This window comes from Marinicauda pacifica, from assembly GCF_004793635.1.
Taxonomy (GTDB): Bacteria; Pseudomonadota; Alphaproteobacteria; order Caulobacterales; family Maricaulaceae; genus Marinicauda; species Marinicauda pacifica.
This window is the reverse complement of sequence record NZ_SRXV01000002.1, coordinates 151874-172453: the sequence shown is the minus strand read 5'-3', so window position 1 is coordinate 172453 and position 20580 is coordinate 151874. Positions and strand designations below refer to the sequence as shown.

21 protein-coding genes are annotated in these 20580 nt (G+C 65.7%); 13 read left to right on the top strand and 8 right to left on the bottom strand.

Annotation, left to right across the window (positions count from 1 at the left end):
• From E5162_RS07320 to E5162_RS07305, 4 genes are all read right to left on the bottom strand, one after another.
• A complete protein-coding gene (locus tag E5162_RS07320) occupies positions 1-1149 on the bottom strand; it encodes a trans-sulfuration enzyme family protein (RefSeq protein ID WP_135944438.1) in 1149 nt (382 codons plus the stop codon).
• Entirely contained in the window at positions 1146-2096 is a 951-nt protein-coding gene (gene metX, locus E5162_RS07315) for a homoserine O-succinyltransferase MetX (RefSeq protein WP_135944436.1), read from the bottom strand. Before metX ends, E5162_RS07320 begins: the two co-directional genes overlap by 4 nt.
• Positions 2096-3067, bottom strand: coding sequence for a homoserine dehydrogenase (locus E5162_RS07310; protein ID WP_135944435.1), 972 nt, complete (start codon positions 3065-3067; stop codon positions 2096-2098). The genes metX and E5162_RS07310 overlap by 1 nt, the downstream gene beginning before the upstream one ends.
• A gap of 232 nt (positions 3068-3299) precedes the next feature.
• Entirely contained in the window at positions 3300-3662 is a 363-nt protein-coding gene (locus E5162_RS07305; RefSeq protein ID WP_135944433.1) for a response regulator, read from the bottom strand.
• Between the two features lie 289 nt (positions 3663-3951).
• Between E5162_RS07305 and E5162_RS07300 the strand changes: the two genes are divergently transcribed.
• The gene (locus tag E5162_RS07300; RefSeq protein WP_135944432.1) at positions 3952-4986 is read left to right on the top strand and encodes a ribonucleotide-diphosphate reductase subunit beta; all 1035 of its coding nucleotides are present in this window, start codon (positions 3952-3954) and stop codon (positions 4984-4986) included.
• Positions 4987-5126: 140 nt separating this feature from the next.
• Positions 5127-5771, top strand: a complete 645-nt coding sequence (locus E5162_RS07295) for a MarC family protein (RefSeq protein ID WP_158291228.1) — start codon at positions 5127-5129, stop codon at positions 5769-5771.
• Positions 5772-5806: 35 nt separating this feature from the next.
• Here E5162_RS07295 and E5162_RS07290 read toward each other — a convergent pair whose 3' ends face one another.
• A complete protein-coding gene (locus E5162_RS07290; RefSeq protein ID WP_135944428.1) occupies positions 5807-8386 on the bottom strand; it encodes a bifunctional aspartate kinase/diaminopimelate decarboxylase in 2580 nt (859 codons plus the stop codon).
• A gap of 140 nt (positions 8387-8526) precedes the next feature.
• Here E5162_RS07290 and E5162_RS07285 point away from each other — a divergent pair, with 140 nt between their 5' ends.
• The 6 genes from E5162_RS07285 to E5162_RS07260 all read left to right on the top strand — a co-directional run bounded on the left by E5162_RS07285 (position 8527) and on the right by E5162_RS07260 (position 14638).
• Positions 8527-9822, top strand: coding sequence for an alkaline phosphatase family protein (locus E5162_RS07285; protein WP_241973577.1), 1296 nt, complete (start codon positions 8527-8529; stop codon positions 9820-9822).
• An 85-nt stretch (positions 9823-9907) separates the two neighbouring features.
• Positions 9908-10123, top strand: coding sequence for an AMP nucleosidase (locus tag E5162_RS07280; RefSeq protein WP_135944424.1), 216 nt, complete (start codon positions 9908-9910; stop codon positions 10121-10123).
• Between the two features lie 7 nt (positions 10124-10130).
• Positions 10131-11630 (top strand): AMP nucleosidase, encoded by a 1500-nt coding sequence (locus E5162_RS07275; RefSeq protein WP_135944422.1) that lies wholly within the window; start codon positions 10131-10133, stop codon positions 11628-11630.
• Between the two features lie 88 nt (positions 11631-11718).
• Positions 11719-12489 (top strand): tyrosine-protein phosphatase, encoded by a 771-nt coding sequence (locus E5162_RS07270; RefSeq protein ID WP_135944420.1) that lies wholly within the window; start codon positions 11719-11721, stop codon positions 12487-12489.
• A 17-nt stretch (positions 12490-12506) separates the two neighbouring features.
• Positions 12507-13823 carry an anthranilate synthase component I family protein gene (locus E5162_RS07265; protein ID WP_135944418.1) on the top strand — a complete coding sequence of 439 codons (1317 nt, stop codon included), beginning with the start codon at positions 12507-12509 and terminating at the stop codon, positions 13821-13823.
• Positions 13820-14638 (top strand): aminotransferase class IV, encoded by an 819-nt coding sequence (locus E5162_RS07260; protein WP_135944416.1) that lies wholly within the window; start codon positions 13820-13822, stop codon positions 14636-14638. The genes E5162_RS07265 and E5162_RS07260 overlap by 4 nt, the downstream gene beginning before the upstream one ends.
• Here E5162_RS07260 and E5162_RS07255 read toward each other — a convergent pair.
• From E5162_RS07255 to E5162_RS07245, 3 genes are all read right to left on the bottom strand, one after another.
• The gene (locus E5162_RS07255; protein ID WP_135944414.1) at positions 14635-15177 is read right to left on the bottom strand and encodes a TadE/TadG family type IV pilus assembly protein; all 543 of its coding nucleotides are present in this window, start codon (positions 15175-15177) and stop codon (positions 14635-14637) included. The two genes, E5162_RS07260 and E5162_RS07255, sit on opposite strands and share 4 nt — an antisense overlap.
• Positions 15174-15704 carry a TadE/TadG family type IV pilus assembly protein gene (locus tag E5162_RS07250; protein WP_135944413.1) on the bottom strand — a complete coding sequence of 177 codons (531 nt, stop codon included), beginning with the start codon at positions 15702-15704 and terminating at the stop codon, positions 15174-15176. Before E5162_RS07250 ends, E5162_RS07255 begins: the two co-directional genes overlap by 4 nt.
• 102 nt (positions 15705-15806) lie before the next feature.
• Positions 15807-16286, bottom strand: a complete 480-nt coding sequence (locus E5162_RS07245; RefSeq protein ID WP_135944411.1) for a pilus assembly protein N-terminal domain-containing protein — start codon at positions 16284-16286, stop codon at positions 15807-15809.
• 275 nt (positions 16287-16561) lie between these two features.
• Here E5162_RS07245 and E5162_RS07240 point away from each other — a divergent pair, with 275 nt between their 5' ends.
• The 5 genes from E5162_RS07240 (at position 16562) to E5162_RS07220 (ending at position 20579) form a co-directional block, all read left to right on the top strand.
• Complete coding sequence (locus tag E5162_RS07240; RefSeq protein ID WP_135944409.1) at positions 16562-16735, top strand: Flp family type IVb pilin; 174 nt, start codon at positions 16562-16564, stop codon at positions 16733-16735.
• Between the two features lie 186 nt (positions 16736-16921).
• Positions 16922-17425 (top strand): A24 family peptidase, encoded by a 504-nt coding sequence (locus E5162_RS07235; RefSeq protein ID WP_135944407.1) that lies wholly within the window; start codon positions 16922-16924, stop codon positions 17423-17425.
• A gap of 114 nt (positions 17426-17539) precedes the next feature.
• Positions 17540-18346: a Flp pilus assembly protein CpaB gene (cpaB, locus tag E5162_RS07230; protein WP_135944405.1), complete on the top strand. Its 807-nt coding sequence runs from the start codon at positions 17540-17542 to the stop codon at positions 18344-18346.
• Positions 18343-19923, top strand: coding sequence for a type II and III secretion system protein family protein (locus tag E5162_RS07225; protein ID WP_135944402.1), 1581 nt, complete (start codon positions 18343-18345; stop codon positions 19921-19923). Before cpaB ends, E5162_RS07225 begins: the two co-directional genes overlap by 4 nt.
• A gap of 5 nt (positions 19924-19928) precedes the next feature.
• A complete protein-coding gene (locus tag E5162_RS07220; RefSeq protein WP_233342061.1) occupies positions 19929-20579 on the top strand; it encodes a CpaD family pilus assembly protein in 651 nt (216 codons plus the stop codon).
• Position 20580 lies beyond the last annotated feature (1 nt).

Genomic DNA, 20580 nt, shown 5'->3' with positions numbered 1-20580 from the left:
CTACCGGATCTCAAGACCTGCCTGCAAGTCCTCCCAGAGGTCCTCCACATCCTCGATCCCGACCGAGAGGCGGACCAGACCGTCTGCAATACCGGCCTCGGCTCGCGCTTCGGCGCTCATGGCCGCATGGGTCATCGTCGCCGGAATGCACACCAGGCTTTCGACCCCGCCGAGCGACTGGGCAAGGGTGAAGAGCTGGAGCGATTTGACGAGCTCGATGGCTTGCGCCGTTCCGCCCGACACTTCCAGGCTGAGCAGGGGACCGCCCCCCGATTGCTGGGCGGCCGCGATGCCGCGCCCGGGATGGCCTTTCAGGAAAGGATAGTCGATACGCACAATTGTGGGGTGGGCGGCCAGCCGGGAAGCGAGTTCGAGCGCCGTCTCGCATTGCGCGCGCGCACGCAGCGGCAGAGTGCGCAGGCCGCGGGTCGCCAGAAAGCTGTCAAAGGCGCTGGCGCCCAGCCCGGCCGCATTGGCCCACCACGCCAGGCGCGTGTGCCGGTCGGCGTCCGAGCAAGCGACCACACCGCCGACCATGTCCGAATGACCGTTCAGCATCTTGGTGACCGATGAGACGCTGATGTCCGCGCCCAGCGAAAGCGGGCGCTGGAGGGCCGGGGTGAGAACGGTATTGTCCACGGCCACAATCGCCCCGGCATCGTGACCGAGCCGGGCGGCCTGTTCGATATCGGTGAGGCGCAGGCGCGGGTTGGAGGGTGTTTCCACGAAGAGCAGATCGGCACCCTCGCGCAGCGCAGCCTGCAATGTGTCCGGGTCGGTCGTGTCGGCATAGGTCAGCGCAATGCGCTGCTGCGCCGCGCGCGCATCGAACAGGCGGCGCGTGCCGCCATAGCAATCATGCGCGCACACGACGCGCGCGTGCGGCGGCAGGTCGTTCAGGATGAGGTCGATCGCGGCCATGCCCGACGCGGTGACGGTCGCGCCGGCGGCCCCTTCAAGTTCGGCCAGTGCCGATTCCAGAAGCGCGCGGGAGGGCTGCTGGGTACGGGCATAGTCGAACGCGCCCGGCTGACCGGGATCCTGGCGGCGGTAGCAGGCCGACACGCTGATCGGGGCCACGACCGCGTTGTGGCCGGGATCGGCATTGAGTCCGGCGCGCACGGCCCGGGTCGCAAAACGGTGGGTCACAGAACACTCTCCAGAAAGGCGTTTACGCGCGCGCACTCTTTCAGGAAGCCGTCATGGCCGAAGAGGCTGGGCGCGATTTCATGGCGGGCGCCGCGAATCTGGGCCGCGGTCCAGATGATGTCGCCCGGCGGGACGAGGCGGTCGCTCTCGAAGCCGAGCAGAGCGCACGGGCAGTCGATCCTCGCAAAATCGATCTCGACACTGTCCATCGACTTCGACAGTGCGAGGAAGCGTTCCGGCGCCGTCGAGGCGGCATATTGCGCGCCGCGAACCTTCAGATACGCGGCCACCCCGGCGGCATCGCGCGACCCGGGGGCAGGCTCGACGAAGCGCGACTCAAACTCCTCGTGGGTGCGGTAGGTCGTCATTGCGAGCCGGCGGGCCAGCTCTAGCCCGCCAGCGCCATCGTTTCGCGCCAGCGCAAAGCTGACCATGTCGCGCTGGATGGAGCGCCAGGCTTGCGCCATCGGGTGAACACGCCCGGCTGCCGCGAGCAGCGCCAGGCTCGCGATACGCTCCGGCGCGCGCTGGGCCATGGCCAGGGCCACCACCCCGCCATAGCTCGCCCCGACAACCGCGAAGCGTGCGAGCCCCGCCGCGTCGGCCAGGGCCAGCACGGCCTCGGCCTGATCGTGGACGGTCGGGAAGGGGGCAACGTTCTCGGCGAGAAAATCGACCGAGAGGAGCTGGAAGCGGCGCGGATCCAGGGCATGGCCCTCGCCTGCCACGCCCGGCCACCAGCCGGCCTGTCCGTTCTGCGTCACGAGGCAACGCGTTGCGCTGACACCGCCGAGCACGGCGATGGCCGGCGCACCCGCTGGCCCGGTCAACCGCCCGGTCGCCTGGACGAACTGTCCGCCGGACAATTCCAGGCTGACGACATGTTCGCTACAGGCCGGACCGCAGTCTTCGTCCGGGCTGCCGGCTCGGGAGGCTGCTGACGCCATCAACACGTCTCCGCGAGCAGGCGGGCGATGTCGCCCAGCATGCTGGCTGCCGTCGGACCTTTGCCCGCGCCCTTGCCGGAAAGGACAACCGGCAGGCCGGTCTCGGCATGAAGCACGACGCAATTGGCCTCGTCTTTCGTGCGCGACAACGGGTCGTCCAGGCTGAGCGTTTCGAGCCTGACCTCCGCCGTGACCGTACCGCCTTCGCGGCGCAGGCTGGCGACCTGGCGGATGCGGCAGCCATTCTCCACCGCGCGGGCCGGTGCGACCGGATCGAGGTCGCGCAGCGACTGAGCGGGGATGGCGCGGGGATCGAGATCGACGCCCCAAGCCGTGCGCGCCATCAGGGCGAGCTTGCACGCGGCATCATGACCGTCGAGATCTGCGCCGGGGTCGGCCTCAGCAAAGCCGGCCTCCTGTGCGGCGGTCACGGCCGTTTCAAGCGATTGCCCGGCGGCGAGCCGGTCCAGAACGAAGTTGGAGGTGCCGTTCACGACTGCACGGGCCCGGATCAGTTGCCGGCCCTGGGCCTTCAGCTGCGCGATCGCTTCGAGCACCGGCACCCCGCCGCCTACTGCGGCGGCGTAGGCGAAAGTCCGTCCGGCCTGCCGGGTGCGGGCTTCAAGATCGGGCCGGCGTGCGCAGACATCCTTGTTGGCGCTGACGATATGGCATCCGGCCGCCACGGCGCGTTCGAGCGCGCGTTCGGCCTCCTCTCCGCCGGGGAGGGCCTCGATCACGAGTTCGGGCCTGAGCGAGAGGATGTCGTCGATATCGGTGAAGACCGGCGCCCGCGTCGGCCTCGCGCGCGTCCGGTCCTTGACCAGGAGGGCTTCCAGACGGATCGCCCGCGGGAGACGAAGCAGCACCCCGGAGCCGACCGTGCCGCAACCCAGCATGACCGCGCGAATCGATCCCGTGGACGAAGCCACGGGCGAGGCGGCGGGAGCGAGTGTGAACAGGGTCGTCATGATCGGTCTCCGGTGTCGGTTCAGACGCGGAAAACCTATTCAGCGGACGGTGGGAAGAGACGGAAACTAAACGGGATGGCGTGAGCCGAATGCCCTTTTTTGGTTCTCGTCGCTTCGCTTTAGCCGAATTTGTTCCGCGCCCGCAAGCTGAAGCTCAAATCGGCGCGACTTCACGTATAAGGATATCTTTATGTGATGGCAAGCCCAATTCCGGCAAGGGGCCAGGTGCCGCTCATGACAGGATGCCGACCCGGACAAGGGCATGGCGCAGATCGCTTTTCATGACCGGCTTGGGCAAGAGAGGGGTGGCCGCGAAATCCGATTCGATTTCACTATGCGCGTAGCCGCTGGCGAGAATCACCGGGATGGAGCGCTCGCGAAGCGCATAGGCGATGGGCCAGCTGCGGTCGGTGCCCAGATTGATATCAAGCATCGCTGCATCGGGTGGCGATTGCTCGATGAGTCTCAGCGCATTTTCCACGTTGGCGGCCGGACCCAGCGTGTCGCAGCCAAAGCTGGCCAGCATCTGGGACATGTCCAGTGCGATGATGGCGTTGTCTTCGACAAGCAGGATGGAGTGAGGTTTCTCGGTCACGCGGTTTCCTTTTTCAGGTTGCCCTTATCAACAGGGTCCCGCGCAATGAGTTCCGGGCGTGAGCAGCGGGCCGGAGGCTGCGGCGTGCGCGCTTCCGCCCCCTTGCGCCGGACCGGTCACGGCCTTCATGATGGCGTTGCACTGATCGTGTCCGTGGAAAACTTGTCATTCTCAGACACAAGGGGTGGACGTTCAGCACCTCTTAACCACTATATATTGAGATAGCCGGACATCGAAGAATCGCCGATCTCCCGGCCGCACGCACCAAGCCGTTCAGGAATTAATCGCCATGACCACGCCACAGATAGACAAACCCGGCCTCTTGACCACGAGCTTGTCCTACAAGCCGTTCCGCTATCCGTGGGCATACGAATTCTGGAAGAAGCAGCAGCAGGTCCACTGGATGCCCGAAGAGGTGCCTCTGGGCGAGGACTGCAAGGACTGGGCGACCAAGCTGAACGATCAGGAGCGCAATCTGCTGACGCAGATCTTCCGATTCTTCACCCAGTCGGACGTCGAGGTCGGCGCCAACTACATGGAAAACTACATGCCGCTCTTCAAACCGGTTGAAGTGCGCATGATGCTCGCGGCCTTCTCCAACATGGAGACGATCCACATCGCCGCCTACGCGCTGCTGCTGGAAACCATCGGCATGCCGGACTCCGAGTTCTCCGCCTTCATGGAGTACGAGGAGATGGCGGCCAAGCACGACTATCTCGGCCAGTTCGGCGTCGACAATGACGAGGATCTACTGACCTCGATGGCGGTGTTCGGCGCGTTTACCGAGGGCCTGCAGCTCTTCGCCAGCTTCGCGATGCTGATGAACTTCCCGCGCTTCAACAAGATGAAGGGCATGGGCCAGATCGTGACCTGGTCGATCCGCGACGAGTCGCTGCACTGCGAAGGCATGATCAAGACCTTCCACACCTTCGCCGAGGAGAGCGGCGCGTTGACCGCGAAGGTCAAGGAGCGGATCGCCGAATGCTGCCGGACGGTCGTGGCGCTGGAAGACAAGTTCATCGATCTGGCCTTCGAGATGGGTCCGGTCGAGGGCATGACGCCGGACGATATCAAGTCCTATATCCGCTACATCGCCGACTGGCGGATGACGCAGCTTAAGCTCGATCCGATCTACGGCATTTCCGAACACCCGTTGCCCTGGCTGAGCGAAATCCTGAACGGGGTCGAGCACGCCAACTTCTTCGAAGCGCGCGCCACCGAATACTCCAAGGGCGCGACCAAGGGCGACTGGCACGGCGACGAGGGCGTGTGGAACACGTTCGACGTCTGGCGCACGAAGAAGGCGGCCGAACCGGCCGAATAGGGCCTGCGCCAAACGCACAGGTCGAGTATGCACAAACGCGCGTGCTGCAAAGCTTGCGCAGGATGCGGCGAACCCGTAAGGCGCGGGTTCGCCGCTTTGTTTTGCGGCTCTACTCGTGTTTGCAGACGGACGGCCTCGCGATGGATATCGAATTCTTCACCCGGTTTCTGGCCGCGATGTTCGCGATGCTGAACCCGCTCGCGGCGATGCCGGTGTTTCTGTCCCTGACCGAGGGCGAGACCGAGGCCAGCCGGCGGGCCACGGCGGTCACGGCGACGATCGCGACCTTCATCGCCTGCTTTGCCGTCGCGCTTCTCGGGCGTCAGATCCTCGGTCTGTTCGGGATCGGGATCGACAGCTTCCGCATTGCGGGCGGCATCCTGCTGTTCCAGATCGCGTTGACGATGATTTCGGGGGCGCGCCACACTTCCAATGCCGGCACCGAGCGCGAGCGCGGACAGATGGAGCGCGTGGACAATCCGGGCATCTATCCGTTCACCATCCCGATGACGGTCGGCCCGGGCGCTATCGCCACGCTGATCATCTTCTCCGAGCAGGTGGACAGCCCCGTGCGGGCAGGCCTGTTCGCAGGGGTGATTACCCTCATTGTGGGACTGCTCTTCGCCGCGCTGATGATCGCTCCGCTGATCGACCGGGTCATCAGTCAAAGCGCGCGCACCGTCTCCATCCGGATCATGGGCATCATCCTGGCCGCCCTCGCCGTGGAGTTCGTCATCAACGGGCTGAAGGGCTCCGGTCTGCTTAATATCGCCCTGCTGGGGTAGGCGCCGGGCCGTCATGGCCGGGTCTGGCCCGGTCTCTAGTCCAGCACGTATTCACCCGCCGGCTCGCGCAGATTGTAGCGCGACCCCATGACCTGACCGTAGGCGCCGGCGGTGGCGATCAGGATGACATCGTCCTCTTCGGTCTCGGGCATCAGGCGGTCGGCGCCCAGAAGATCGGCGCTCTCGCAGACCGGCCCCACGATCGAGGCCATTCCCGCCGGGGCGTCGCCGAAGCGGGTCAGGTTCACGATTTCGTGGCGCGCGCCATAGAGCGCCGGGCGGATCAGCGAATTCATGCCGGTCGAAACACCGATGAAGCGGGTCGACATCGTATGCTTGATCTGGGTGACCCGGGTCAGAAGCACGCCTGACTCGGCAACCAGATAGCGGCCGGGCTCCATCCACAGGTCGAAGCCGGGCGCCGCCTTCTTCAGGGTCTGCAGATTGCGCTCCACCTTGGCGAGGTCGAGCACGGGGGCGTCCGGCATCTCCGGCACGCCCAGCCCGCCGCCGACATTGAGCAGGCGAACATGGTTAAAGCGCTCGGCCGCCTGGGCCAGAATAGTGCCGATCTCACGCCAGTGCTCGGCCTCAGCCACGCCGGACCCGGCATGGGCGTGCAGCCCGACGATACGCGCGCCGGCTGCTTCAGCCGCCGCGCGTGCCGCCGGCAACATGTCGAGCGCAATGCCGAACTTGGCTTTGGGACCGGCCGTCTTGACGTGCTCGTGATGGCCCTTGGGGCGGTCGGGATTGACGCGCAGGATCAGATCCGCCCCCTTGAACATCTCCGGCCACTGGGTCAGCGGATGCAGCCCGTCAATCGTCAGATTGACGCCGAGCCTGAGGGCGGCCTCATACTCTTCGCGCGGGGCGAAGTTGGGCGTGAACAGGATTTCGTCCGGTTTCAGAGCGTTCACGTGCTTGCGCGCATGGGCCACTTCGCCCATCGAGACGCATTCCAGGCCCAGCCCGGCTCCGTGGATCGTATTCAGCAGCGCGGGATGATTGTTCGCCTTCATCGCATAGAAGGCGCGCGAGACCGATCCGAGACCTGCAACCGCAGCGGCCTTCGACGCCACGGTGGCGCGGTCGTAGACATAAAGCCCGCCCGTGCCGGGCGCGAGGTCGAGCAGCGCGTCGCGCCGCGCCTGCCACCAGGGCGGGTCGCGCCGGTCCTTCGCCTCGGCCGGGCCGGTGATCTCCGCCCAGCTCGGCCCGAAGACCCGGCTTTGCGAAACACTCCCGATCAGGCTTTCATGCAGGCGCGCGGCGAGCGCCTTGCCCTCGGGTCCATCCACAACGACGGTGAAGTTCAGATCGTTGGCCGCCTGGCTGACGAGCAGGATCGGCTTGTCCTGGAAGGCTTCGAGCGCCGGGGCAAGCTGGTGCAGGATCCGCCTTATGCCGTAGCCGACCATGGAGACCGCGGCCGCGTTCTCGATGATGCGCACCCGGCAGAGCGGTTCGAGCTCGCGCTTGAGATGGTCGAGCCGGTTGGTGTCGAGCCCCGGATCGGGGTCGAGGCTCACCGTCACGTTGGTTTCCGAAGTCGAGACCAGGTCGACAGAGACGCCGCACGTCTTGAACACGGTGAAGACGTCGGCCAGGAAGCCGGCCTGGCGCCACATGCCCGCGCCTTCCATGACCACCAGCCTGATGTCCGATTTGACCGAGACCGCCTTCAGGCTGGGCCGGTCGTCGCCGGGTGCGCCGGAAATCCGCGTGCCGGGCAGGTCCGGACGAAACGTGTCGCGCACCTCTACCGGGATATTCGCACGGCGTGCCGGGCCGATGCAGCGCGGATGGATGACCTTGCCGCCCATGGTGGCGATTTCCTGGGCCTCCTCGTAGCTCAGCGCCTTGAGAAGGCGGGCCCCGGAGGTCAGACGCGGATCGGCGCTGAACAGGCCGGGCACGTCGGTCCAGATTTCCAGCTTCTCGGCCTGCAGCTTGGCCGCGAAATAGGCCGCCGAGGTGTCCGAGCCGCCCCGGCCGAGCACGACGGTGTCGCCACGCGCATTACGCGCGATGAAACCCTGGGTCAGGACCAGTGTCTCACTGTTCAGACGCGCCTGTAGCTCCGCATCGGGGTCGGCGTCCGACGTATTGTCGAGGTAGGCGCGGGCATCCTCGCCGTTATTGCGGGCCGCAATCGCGTCGCGTGCGTCCAGCGCAGTGGGTTCGAGCCCGGCCCGGGCGAGGGCCGCGAGCCCCAGTGCCGACGCCATGAGTTCCCCGTGCGCCATGAGCTCGGCGCGCACGCGCGCACTCGCCTCGCCGACCAGGGCAATGCCGGCCGCGAGTGTGGCGATACGCTCGAACAACAGCTCAAGCGCGGGCGGGATGGAGAGGCCGGCCTGCCCGGCGAACTCGCGGTGGCGCGCCTCGATCTCGGCCACCGCGGCCTCGGCCCGGCCGTCCATCGCAGCTGCGGGCAGGGCTTCGAGCGCATTGGAGACGCCGGAAAGCGCCGAATGCACGATCAGCACCCGTTTGCCGCTTTCGAGATGACGTCGCGCCAGGCGCGCAATCACGTCCCAGTTTTCGGGGCGGGCAACGGAGGTGCCGCCGAATTTCATCACGATAAAGGGCTGGGACAGTGCGCCGGACATGGCCGATCCTCTTGACGGGCAAAGCAAACTCGAGAGCGATAGCCTGTTTGTTGCGCTGCGAAAAGCGCAAGCAGTGTCACGCGGGCGTCATAAGGGCCGCCTATGCGGTGGCCAAACCACACCAGGGTATGAGGGAGATTATGATGACTGCACGGTTTCACACGCTGGGCCTCGGCGCGTTCGGCCTGGGGGCTCTGGCGCTGTCGGCGTGCGCAAGCCAGGGCGGTGAGGCCCCTCGCATGGCTCAGGCCGACGAGGGCGAAATCGTCCTGATGATCGGGCTGGACGGGCTGCGCGCCGATTTCATCGACCTGTACGACGCACCCAACCTTCAGGCGCTGGCCGCCCGCGGTGTACGCGCCGAGGCGATGATCCCGGTGATGCCGTCCGTGACTTTTGTCAATTTCTATTCGCTGGCGACCGGCCTCTATCCGGAGAGCCACGGCCTGGTCACGAACGCGCCCTATGACCGGGAGTTCGACACGGTGTTCGAGAACGGAGTCTCGACGCAGGAGGAGCGCTGGTGGGGCGGCGAGCCGATCTGGATTACCGCAGAGCGCCAGGGTGTCCGCTCGGGCGTCATGTTCTGGGTCGGGTCGGAAACTCAAATCGACGGCCAGCACGCGAGTGACTGGTCTGTCTACGAGCACGAGAAGCCCTATGACGAGCGGGTCGAGACCGTCCTGTCCTGGTTCGACCGGCCGGCCAGCGAGCAACCGCGCTTTGCGGCGGTGTATTTCGACCGGGTCGACACAGTCGCCCACCGGGAAGGACCGGAGCATCCGCTGGTCGCAGAGGCGGTCGCCGATGTCGATGCCCGGGTGGGCGCGCTGGTCGCCGGCCTTGAGGCGCGCGGCCTGCTGGAGCGCACGAACATCATTGTGGTGTCCGACCATGGCATGACCGAGATCGACCCGGATAACGCCATCGCGCTCGATACGATCATCGATTTCGACACGGTCTTCGTGCCGGAGATGGAAGGGCGCGGCGGAGCCGGACACCGGCCCTTTGCCATGGTGTACGGCGAGCCGGATGCGATCGACGCGGCGTATGCGGCTCTAGATGGCGCGCACGAGCACATGCGCGTGTGGCGCCGGGGCGAGACGCCCGAGGATTATCACTTCAATCACGAGACGCGCGGTCCCGACCTGTTCGTGCTCGCCGACACAGGCTGGTCGCTCACGGCGCCGAGCCTGTGGTCGCGCGGCTATCCGCCCTATCCCGGGGTTCACGGCTACGACAACCACCACCCCGACATGGCCGCGACCTTCGTGGCTGCCGGACCCATGTTCGAGAACGGGGTCACCGTGCCGGCGTTCGAGAATGTGAACGTTCATGCGGTCATCGCGTGCGGGCTGGGCATCGAGCCGGCCGAGACCGAGGCCGATCCGGCAACGGTCGAACGTCTCACCGGCGGGCGTTGCCCCGCCCCCTGAGCCAAGTCCAGAGAAGCGCTTGGAAGGTGGGGGCGAACCCTGTATCGAAGGGGTAACCCGTTAGTTCGCGACAAGGAGTGCCGACATGGCCGACCAACCCCACCGCATCACTTTCCTGGCGAAGACCTTCTCGGCCGCCGCGCTGGAATTCCACCGCGGACGCATGGCCGAGAAGGGCTACCGCACCGACGGACGCATCGAGTCGACCGTGTTCAACATGATCGACGAGGACGGGAAGATCGACACTGCGTTCGACGGCGCGCCGCTTTTCGCCGTGACCTTCGTCAAGCGCGAAGACTAGATCGCGCATGCAACCCAGCCTCGTCGCCGCAGAAGAGATCGAACACAGCTTCCAGATTGCCGCGAGCGCAGACGCCGCGGTGGACCGGCTCTGCGAGCTTTACGATGAGGCTGTCGCGGCGCTTCGGGAGGAGCTGAAGATCTACCTGGATGGTGGTCCGCCGCCTTCCGAGGCGGACCGGCGCGCCGGCGCGTTTGCCTATCCCGAGCTGCGTATCACCTACCTGCCCGAAGGGCCGGTGCCACCGATCAGCCGGGCTTACGGCAAATTCTCCGAAAGCGGCATCTACGCCCAGTCGATCACTCATCCGGCCTTGTTTCGCGCCTATCTGATCGAGCAGATCGAGCTGCTGCAGTCGGAATACGAGGTGAAGGTCGAGACCGGTCTCTCGCTTCAGGAAATTCCCTTCGCCTATGTGCTGGACGGGGCGGAGGAATTGTCGCTGACCGAAGCCCGCCCGGCCGAGCTGGTGCGCCACTTTCCCTACGCCGACTTGTCGCGCATCGACGATGCGCTGCCGAACGGGGAGCGCGTGCACGCCGATCCCGGTGTGCGTCCGCTTTCGCTGTTCGATGCGCGCCGGACGGACTATTCGCTGCAGCGCCTGCGCCACTATACCGGCACGCCCTACGAGGATGTGCAGCAATTCGTGCTGTTCACGAACTATCACCGCTACATGGATGCCTTCGTGGAGTGGGCGATCGAGCAGGTCCAGTCGCCGGACAGCGAGTACACGGCGCTCTCGGCTGCCGGTTTCGTGCGCATCGACGCGGATACGAAAGATCCTCACAAGGTGATCGACGAGGCGCCGTGGCGGCGCTTTCAGATGCCGTCCTATCACCTGATCGCGCCGAACGGGCGGGGCATCACGCTGGTCAATATCGGGGTCGGGCCGTCGAACGCGAAGACGGCGACCGATCACCTGGCAGTCCTGCGCTCTGAATGCTGGCTGATGATCGGCCATTGCGGCGGGCTGCGCCATTCCCAGCGGCTGGGCGATTACGTGCTGGCACACGCTTATCTGCGCTACGATCACGTGCTGGACGATGTGCTGCCGCGCGAGATTCCCATTCCGCCGATCGCCGAGATCCAGATTGCCCTGGCCGATGCGGTCGCGCGCGTCAGCGGAGACGAGGGCAAGGCGCTCAAGCGCCGCCTTCGGACGGGGACGGTCGTGACCTATGACGACCGCAACTGGGAGCTGCGCTACCACCAGGTGGCCAAGCGCATCAACCAGTCGCGCTCCATCGCCGTGGACATGGAGAGCGCCACGATTGCCGCCAACGGTTTCCGCCTTCGCGTCCCGTACGGGACGCTGCTGTGCGTGTCGGACAAGCCGCTGCACGGGGAGCTGAAACTGCCAGGCGCGGCGAACCTGTTCTACCAGCGTTCGGTTTCCGAACACCTGCGCGCCGGCATCGAGACGGTGGAAATCCTCAAGCGCGAAGGCAGCGCCGCGCTGCATTCGCGCAAGCTTCGCAGCTTCGACGAACCTCCGTTCCGGTGAGGCGCAGCTCAGACACAGGGCGGCGCTTGGACACGGTTCGCGCAAGAGCGCGTTGGATCGCGCCCTCTCCGGCATTAGGTATGATCGTATGAAAGATCGCGTTTTTCCGCTTGAGGGCGTCCATAATTTCCGCCGTTTCGGTGACTTTGAAACCGGGTCCGGGCGCAAGGTGGCCAACCGGCTCTACCGGTCGGGTCAGTTCTCGCGTGCCAGCGAGCGCGACCGCGAGACGCTGGCGGGGCTGAATATCCGTCAGGTGGCGGACTTGAGGCGTCCGCGCGAGCGCGAGGCCGAGCCGTCCTTCTGGACCGGGGAGCAGGCGGTCTCGGTCTATGAAAGCGACCATGCCGGAGCGGCCGAGCCGCCGCACCTGGTCTTCCTGCGCGAAAGCGACATGTCGTTCGACTCGATCCGCGAGTTCATGACGCAGACCTACCGGCGCCTGCCCTTTGACGAGGGCAATAAATTCGTGTTCCAGCAAGGCTTTCGTGGACTGGCCGAGAGCGGACCGGAGGACGGCTTCATCGTCCATTGCGCAGCCGGGAAGGACCGGACCGGCATGTTCTGCGCGCTGCTCCTGACCGAGCTGGGCGTGGACGAGGAGACGGTACGCAAGGATTATCTCTTCACCAACGAGGCGGTGGATTTCGACCGCATCACCCCGGCCATACGCCGCCGCCTGAAAGAGCAGACGGGCCGAGAGGTTGGCGAGCGCGAAATGCGCGCCTTCCTGGGGGTCGAGGCCGCGTATCTGGATGCGGCGATGGAAGAGATCGGCGATCCGCGCGAGTATCTGCGCGGCGAGCTCGGCCTCGAGGATGACGAGCTGGAGCGCGTGAAGCGCGCCCTTCTTACCTGACGCAGGAGAAGTCACCGGTGGGCCAGTTCGCCCTGGATAGTGATGGCGACACGGCCTGGGTGGAGCCCGTGAGCGTGCTCGCGGGGCTGGCTGACGAGCCCTACACCCTGCTGATGCATGGCGGGGGCGAGGGCGAGCAGGGCCGGCTGAGCTATCTGTGCGCCTTCCCCAGCTTCACCGTGGAAGGCAAGGGAGCCGGCGTCTTCGAACAGGCACGGGCCGCCAGCCACCGTCTCCAAACGGACTCGTCACGATTTTCCGGCGGCTTTGCCGGACTCTTCTTCTACGAACTCGCCGCCGCGTTCGAGCGGCTGGACCTGCCGCAGAACCCCGGCTGGCCCGATCTTGCGCTCGGCTGGTATCCGGCAGTCGCCGTATTCGATCACGCAGACAGACAGATTTCCATTCTGGGCGAGCCGGCCGCGCGCCTGCGTCTGGCCCATGCGATCAATACTGCCCGCGGCCGGGAGGTCGAACCGGGTCCGGGCGGGTCGCTCGTGCCGGTCTGGAGCGAAACGGACTATCTTCACGCGGCGCAACGCGCGGTGGAGTATGTGCGCGCCGGCGACGTCTTCCAGATCAATCTCTCCCACCCCTTCCGGGGCCAGATCGCCGGAGCGGACGCGCCGCTTCGCGTGTTCGAGCGCCTGGTCAGGCAAAGTCCGGCCGCGTTCTCGGCCTATTTCCGCCTGGACGCGGACCGGGCCATCGTGACGAATTCGCCGGAACGCTTCGTGCGCCTGGACGAAGGAGGGCGTGTCCAGACGCGCCCGATCAAGGGGACGCGTCCGCGCGGCCGCACAATAGAAGAGGACGCGCGCCTGGCTTCGGAGCTGCTGGCTTCGGATAAGGACCGGGCCGAGAATCTGATGATCGTCGATCTGATGCGCAACGATCTCTCGCGCGTCTGCAAACCGGGTTCGGTCAACGTGCCGGAGCTGTTCTCGGTGGAACGCTATTCCAATGTCCACCATCTGGTTTCCACGGTTGAAGGAGAGCTTGAGCCCGACCGTGACGGCTTCGACCTCGTTGCGGCAAGTTTTCCGCCGGGCTCCATCACGGGCGCGCCAAAGGCGCGTGCGATGGAAATCATCGCCGAGCTGGAAGGCGAGGCGCGCGGGCCTTATTGCGGCGCGCTCGGATGGATGTCGGATGGCCGGCGCGCCGACCTCAACGTGATGATCCGCACACTCAGCTTCGTGCGCGATCAAGGCGGCTGGGCGCTGGAGGCCCGCTCGGGCGGGGCGATCACGATCGACAGCGACCCGCAGGACGAGCTGGCCGAAACCCACGCCAAGATCGCGGCGCTCAAACGGGCTGTGGAGGCGACATGAGCCGGGTCTGGCTGAACGGCCATCTGGTCGAGGCGCATCAGGCCCGGATTGATCCGGGCGACCGCGGCTTTCTGCTGGGTGACGGCGCCTTCGAGACCATGCGCTTCGAGGCGGGACGCATCCGGCGCTGGCCGGCTCACCGCAGCCGGCTCTCCGCTGCGCTGGATATCCTGCAGATCGCGCAGCCGGACTGGCTCGCGATCGAGGACGCAAGCCGCGCGCTGGCGGACGCGAACGCGCTGACCGCGGCCATCCTGCGGCTGACGATCACGCGCGGGCCGCACGGGCGCGGCATGGATGCGGTCCATGGAGAGGCGGGCACGGTTCTGATGACAGCGTTGGCGCGCCCCGATCCGCCCGTGAGCATCAGACTCGAGCCGGTGTCGGCGCCGCGGCGCGACCCGGCCTCGCAAGCGACCCGGTTCAAGCCGATCGGCTATGGCGACGAGCTCCATGCGCGACGCCTGGCCCGCTCAGCAGGAGCCGACATGGCGCTGCTTCACGACGGGGAGGGACACCCCTCCTGCGCCGACTGTGCCAATGTGATGTGGATCGCGGGAAATGACCTGGTAGCGCCGGGCCCCGAAGCCGGAGCGCTTTCCGGCACGACGCGGGCGGCTCTTCTCGAACGCCTGTCCCAAGCCGGTCTGACGCTGGTTCCGTCCGCACAGCTGGCTCTGGAGCGAGCCGAAGCAGTGCTCGTGTGCAATGCGGTTCAAGGCGTGGTTGCCGTCAGGGCAATCGGGTCACACAGCTATCCGGTAGACCATTGGGCCGTGACGCGTCTGCGCGAGATCGAAGCAGAGCTCGACTAGTCCCTGCGCCGGATCCAGAGCGAGCGGCGCGGGCGCAGATAAGCCTTGTCGGTCAGCGTGAACTCACCCAGCTCCAGCGTATTGAACGGGGTGGAGTAGGTGTAGATCATCTCGACGAATATGATCGAATTGCTCGGGGCGAGCAGCCCCTCGGGCAGGTCGAGAACGCTATCCTGGCCATACCCCGACAGGCCGTTGCGTCCTTCGGACCAGTCGACAAAGATGTCGCCGTCATTATTCATGCGCACCGACGTGATCCGCACGGCCATATCGGACTCGTCGAAGGGCTGCATGATGGCGGCCCCCGCCGCGACGATGTCGTCGATCTGGGCGCTATCGATCATCTCGGTCTGGGTGACCAGATCGCCGATCACATTCGTGGCCGCCGACACCTTGCGGTCCACCGTCAGGCCGAGCGACAGCTGGACCGCGCCGAGGTAGGAGGCGATGAGGATCGGCGCGATCAGCGCGAACTCGATCGCCGAAACCGCGCGTGTGTCGCGCAGGAAGCGGGCGAGGAAGCCGGGCCGGGCACTCATTGATAGGGCTCGTTTCTGAACGCGGTCGCCGAGGCGATCAATCGCTTGTTCCCGGGAAGGTTGGCGAGCCCGATCGAGGGCAGGAACAGCTTCATCGGGTAGTAGGCGCGCACGACGACGATGTCGCTCGGACCGCCCGGCGTGAAGTTGAAGCCGCTGGAATCGAAACTGCCGCCCGCTCCGATCGGGCTGGAAAAGTCGGTCTGGGAGAAGTTTTCGTAAGTGCGCACATCCACCGAGATGAGCGTGCAGTCCGAGATCATCGCGACGCGCCGGCACAACTCGTCACGGAAGGATTCTTCGCTGCCGCCCTGTGTCTGCAGGCGTCCGGTGCGGATTTCCCGCGCGCTCTCGTTGAGCGCATTGTCCATCATCGTGCCGACGAAGAAGACAAGGGCTATCTCGATGATGGCCATGATGAGGGTGAAGAAGGGCAGGGCGACCAGGGCAAATTCCACGGCTGTCGCGCCGCTGCGCTCGCGCGCGAAACGCTTGATGAAGCCTGTTCGCGTCTTCAGGCGTGCCATGGTCTTTCCTTCATTCGCCGGCGGGCAGGCCGGCTCCACAGGCATGGATTATTGCCCGGTTGCGTTTAACGCCGGGTGAAAGGACACGGTTAAGAGGCGGGTCTAGTTGTTCTGAGGACGCGGGCTGCCCTGGCTTGCCGGCAAGCCGGCCTGGGCCGCGCCGATCCGGTCGGCCTGCTGGGAGGCGCGATCGGTAAACCAGTCGGTCTGGTCGCCAACTCGGGGCGCAGCTTCGCAAGTCGGCGCGCAGGAATAGCTTTCCCGGTTCACGTTGCGGAAAACCTCAACCGAGCCGCGATCGGAGCGCGAGACCACGAGATCGTTGGTGTAGACAACGCGCCCGTCAGTATCGAGCGCGATCAGATTGGTGCGTCCGAACAGCTTGCCCGTCACAAACAGGGTCTGGCCGTCGTAAAGGGTCGCATCCGCAATGGAGGGGTTGCCCACCACGACCGCGCTGGCCGTGTCGGGCAAGCGGATCAAGGTGGCATGATCGGCGGGGACCTGAACCGGGCGGGCCTCGGCTGCGGCGCCAAGGGCGACGGCAGAAAGCAGGGCGGCGGTCAGTGCGCGGCGGACCATGGGAACGCTCCTTGATGGACTCTAAGGTACGCGCGGATTTAACCGCGCCGCGATAAAGGAAGTCTAAACGCGCGTGTACGACCCGATTTTTGAACGCTGGATGCTGCCACCATATTGACCAAGTATTAACTATAGTGATGAGCTGACCGCGTTTACCGATAATAAAGCATGTCTTTTTACGCGGCCTAAATGGTCTTCGGTTTTACTATGCCTATGTTCAGGACGGGTCGGGACGGACTTGTCTCCTGGGCGTGGCAAACCAACGGAGTATAGTGATGAAGACCCTGTTTTCGCGTTTCATGAATGATGAGTCGGGTGCCACTGCCATCGAGTACGGCCTGATCGCCGCGCTCATCGGTGTTGGCCTCGTTGCAATCCTCGGCACGCTGAGCGGCTCGCTCGAAGGCGTGTTCCAAGGTGCTGCCGACGAGCTGGACAGCGCTCTCTAGTCTGACAGCAGCGTAAGGGCACTTCTCGTGCCCGCGCAGGTGAAAGCCGCCCGGTTCCGGGCGGCTTTTTCTGTTTGCCGGTTGCTCGTGCGCGGAGTGTGCCTCGCGCCATTTACCCGATATTGAGCCTATCGCCTCTTACTGGCGCGACGGATTTCGTCTCACAGCGCCGGATACTTCTCTGCCATGATCGCCACTCTTTGCGTGTCCCTCTTCCTGGTGCTGATGCTCACGGCAGCCTGGACCGATCTTGCCGGCTTCCGGATTCCGAACTGGATTCCCGGCGCCCTGATCGTGATCTGGCCCGTAGCGGCGTGGGCAATGGGGATGGGGTGGAGTGAGGCGGGATACGCGCTCCTGACCTTTGTGATCGTACTGGCCCTGGCCGTCGGGCTCTGGATGCCGGGCTTTATCGGCGGCGGCGATGCGAAGCTGATCGCGGCGGTGGCGCTATGGTTTGCCTGGCCGGGCGTGCTGATCTTTGTCCTCTGGAGCGTGATCGCGGGCGGCGCACTGGCTGTTCTGCTTCTGGCCTTGCGCCGGATTGCGCCGGCATTGCCGCTACAGCCGGAATGGGTCGCCAGAAGTCCGCTGGCCGAGGGCGCGCCGGCTCCCTACGCGGTCGCGCTCGCCGCCGGAGCGCTGATCGCCTTGCCGCAAACCACGCTCATCGCCGCATTCGGCCTGTAAAATCGTTCCAGGACACGACAACACAGCCCCAGGCTCCAAGATTAACGCGGCTTTGAGGTTTTCGCGGTCTGATCGCAGGCAGAGTTACTGCGCGCCAAAGGATCGCGAACGGCTATGAACATCGCCCGCATTCTCATTCTGGCACTGGCCGGCCTTGCTGCCGTTGCTGCAGCAATTTTCGTGCGAGGGGCCATGCAGCCCGCCAGCACGCCGGCTCCGGCCCGCGTGGAAGCCCCGGCCCAGGCGCCGACCGCGCATGTCCTGGCATCCCGCTCCGGCCTGGAAATCGGGCAAAGGGTCGATGCCAGCACGCTATACTGGCAGCCTTGGCCGGAAGAAGCGATGTCGCCGGGCTACATCACCCAGAGCGCCCGCCCTGCGGCTATCGAGGAATTCTCCGGTGCGGTCGCACGCGCGCCCATGGCCCAGGGCGAGCCGGTGACCGAGCGCAAGCTGGTTCAGCCCGGCGATGCGGGGTTCATGGCGGTCGTGCTTTCCCCGGGCATGCGCGCCGTTGCGGTGCCCATCTCCGCCAGTAGCGGAGCGGGCGGGTTCATTCTGCCCAATGACCGCGTGGATGTGATCATCACGACCGATGCCAATGGCCGCATGGCGTCGCGGACCGCGATCGAGAATGTGCGCGTCCTGGCGATCGACCAGAGCTATTCGGATTCCGAAGACGGGGTCGTGCTCGGCTCGACGGCCACGCTGGAACTGGCACCGCGCCAGGCCGAGGCGCTGGCCCTGGGCGTGGCCGAGGGCGACGTTTCTCTGGCATTGCGCTCGATTGCCGATGCCGGCGAGGGAAGCGAGCTCGACACAACCGACACCACGTCCGAGCCCGCCCCGCGGCGCGACACGATGGTGCGCGTCTTCCGCTACGGGCAGGAACAGCAGGTCATGCTGGGAGGCAATCGATGAGATCCTGGCCCGCCCTTCTGCTTTCTGCGCTGACGGTGCTTTGCGGCACGGTCGCGCCCGCTTCTGCCCAGAGCGATCTCGAGCGTAACAATTCGATGCAGATCACGATCCGCGAGCCCCGCGGCGGCCCGGTTTCGGAAAGCCTGAACCTGCCGCTCGGCCAGGCCGCCGTGGTGCATTTGCCGGTCGAGGCCGGTGACGTGATGGTCGCGAACCAGGGTGTGGCAGATGCGGTTGTACGCACGACGACGCGCGCCGTGATCCTCGGTCAGGCGGTCGGACGTACGAATATCTTCTTCTTTGCGCCGGACGGGCAGCTCATCCTGGACCTCGACGTACGCGTCGAACGCGACCTGACGGCGCTTTCCGATGCCCTGCAGCGTTTCGTCCCCGAGGGCCGGATCGAAGTGGAATCCATGAACGCCAATATCGTGCTGTCCGGTACCGTGCCGTCGGCATCCGCGGCCAGCACGGCGCTCCAGGTGGCCCAACGCTGGGCGGAGGATCCCGAGCAGGTGATCAGCCTCATCGGCATCGAGGGGCGCGATCAGGTCATGCTGAAAGTGCGCATTGTCGAAATGGAACGCTCGATCGTGCGTCAGCTCGGCGTAAATCTGAGCGGCCAGCACAATTTCGGCGACTTCACGCCTCCGGTCCGCACCCAGATGACGGGCGATAACGGGCAGCCGTTGCTCAACCAGAATGGCAGCCCGATCTTCGAGGTCATTCAGGACGGACGCTACCAGTCCAATTACGGGTACGGCACGGCCAATGCGTTCGGCATTGCCGGACGCGCGCTCGGCGGCCTGGCCGCCTCTGTCGGGACCCAGAACCTGGTCGACGGCGTGCTGCAAAGCTCGCTGGAAGCCACGCTGAACGCGCTGGAGCGCGTGGGCCTCGTCCGTACGCTCGCCGAGCCGACCATCACCGCCATCAGCGGCGAGAGCGGCAGCTTCCTGGCCGGCGGCGAATTCCCGGTGCCGGTAGGCCGCGACCGCGACGGCAATATCACGATCGAGTTCAAACCGTTCGGCGTTGGCCTGGGCTTCACCCCGGTCGTGTTGTCCGAGGGCCGGATCAGCCTGCGTCTTTCGACCGAAGTCTCCGAGCTGTCCAATGACGGCGCGATTTCGCTCGGCGCTTCCGATGTCGTGGACGAGAACGGAAATGTGGTCGGCACCGTCCAGGGGCTGACGATCCCCGCCCTGACGGTCAACCGGGCAGAGACCACGGTGGAAATGCCCTCGGGTGGCAGCCTGGTCATCGCCGGTCTCATCCAGGAAGACACGCGTCAGGCGATGGATTCAGTCCCGGGGATCGAGCGTCTGCCTGTTCTGGGCCAGCTTTTCCGCTCGCGCGATTTCGCCAACAACGAGACCGAACTGGTCATCGTCGTCACTCCCTATCTGGTCGAACCTACCGATCCGGACAATCTGCGTACGCCCGGTGAGGGCTACACACCCGCCTCGACCCTGTCGCATGTCTTCCTCGGCCGCCTGAACCGCGTGTACGCGGCACCGGGCGCCGACGTGGAAGGCCGCGGGTGGCTCGGGCCGGTCGGCTTCATGCTGGAGTAAGTGAAATGATGCGTTCTGCCCTTCTTTCGCTCACCATCCTGACCGCAGCAGCAGGCTGCGCGAGTGCACCGATGGCCCGGCCCGAAGCGACCGCGGTCGTAGAGCAGGTGCGCGTTCCGATGCCGGTCAGTCCGAGCGATAACGGCCTGACCTGGGACCAGCAGGATCTCGTCAATGCACTGGCCGCCGAATACAAGGCGGTCGGCCACGGTCCCTTTGTGATCACGTATCCGGCGCACGGCCCGAACTCGGACGCAGCGATCGCGGCGATCGCGCAAGTGCGCACGCGCCTTTACGATGCTGGCCTCGACTGGCGCGACATCAGCGGCAGCGCCTATGACGCAGCCGGCCGCCCCGATGCCCCGGTCATCTTCTCCTTTCAGCGCTACGTCGCCGTGGCTCCGGCCTGCTCGCAGGGTTGGGAGGACCTGGCTCATCCGCGTGCCGGGGAGACGTGGGACCAGTTCGGGTGCGCGACTGCCAACAATCTGGCGGCGATGGTCGCCGATCCGCGCGATCTGGTGACCGCGCGGGGGCTGGCGGCACCCGATGCTGCGCGCCGACAGACCGTCATAGACGCGTGGCGCCGGGGCGAGGGTACCGCGACACGCCGCTCGGACGAAGAGAGCGGCGCTGTGACTGAAGTCGTCGAGTAAG

Coding starts and splice junctions, on each gene's coding strand:
- metX (WP_135944436.1), bottom strand. CDS start 2,096: ATGGCGTCAGCAGCCTCCCGAGCCGGCAGCCCGGACGAAGACTGCGGT.
- E5162_RS07310 (WP_135944435.1), bottom strand. CDS start 3,067: ATGACGACCCTGTTCACACTCGCTCCCGCCGCCTCGCCCGTGGCTTCG.
- E5162_RS07300 (WP_135944432.1), top strand. CDS start 3,952: ATGACCACGCCACAGATAGACAAACCCGGCCTCTTGACCACGAGCTTG.
- E5162_RS07295 (WP_158291228.1), top strand. CDS start 5,127: ATGGATATCGAATTCTTCACCCGGTTTCTGGCCGCGATGTTCGCGATG.
- E5162_RS07290 (WP_135944428.1), bottom strand. CDS start 8,386: ATGTCCGGCGCACTGTCCCAGCCCTTTATCGTGATGAAATTCGGCGGC.
- E5162_RS07285 (WP_241973577.1), top strand. CDS start 8,527: ATGATGACTGCACGGTTTCACACGCTGGGCCTCGGCGCGTTCGGCCTG.
- E5162_RS07280 (WP_135944424.1), top strand. CDS start 9,908: ATGGCCGACCAACCCCACCGCATCACTTTCCTGGCGAAGACCTTCTCG.
- E5162_RS07275 (WP_135944422.1), top strand. CDS start 10,131: ATGCAACCCAGCCTCGTCGCCGCAGAAGAGATCGAACACAGCTTCCAG.
- E5162_RS07270 (WP_135944420.1), top strand. CDS start 11,719: ATGAAAGATCGCGTTTTTCCGCTTGAGGGCGTCCATAATTTCCGCCGT.
- E5162_RS07260 (WP_135944416.1), top strand. CDS start 13,820: ATGAGCCGGGTCTGGCTGAACGGCCATCTGGTCGAGGCGCATCAGGCC.
- E5162_RS07255 (WP_135944414.1), bottom strand. CDS start 15,177: ATGAGTGCCCGGCCCGGCTTCCTCGCCCGCTTCCTGCGCGACACACGC.
- E5162_RS07250 (WP_135944413.1), bottom strand. CDS start 15,704: ATGGCACGCCTGAAGACGCGAACAGGCTTCATCAAGCGTTTCGCGCGC.
- E5162_RS07245 (WP_135944411.1), bottom strand. CDS start 16,286: ATGGTCCGCCGCGCACTGACCGCCGCCCTGCTTTCTGCCGTCGCCCTT.
- E5162_RS07240 (WP_135944409.1), top strand. CDS start 16,562: ATGAAGACCCTGTTTTCGCGTTTCATGAATGATGAGTCGGGTGCCACT.
- E5162_RS07235 (WP_135944407.1), top strand. CDS start 16,922: ATGATCGCCACTCTTTGCGTGTCCCTCTTCCTGGTGCTGATGCTCACG.
- cpaB (WP_135944405.1), top strand. CDS start 17,540: ATGAACATCGCCCGCATTCTCATTCTGGCACTGGCCGGCCTTGCTGCC.
- E5162_RS07225 (WP_135944402.1), top strand. CDS start 18,343: ATGAGATCCTGGCCCGCCCTTCTGCTTTCTGCGCTGACGGTGCTTTGC.
- E5162_RS07220 (WP_233342061.1), top strand. CDS start 19,929: ATGATGCGTTCTGCCCTTCTTTCGCTCACCATCCTGACCGCAGCAGCA.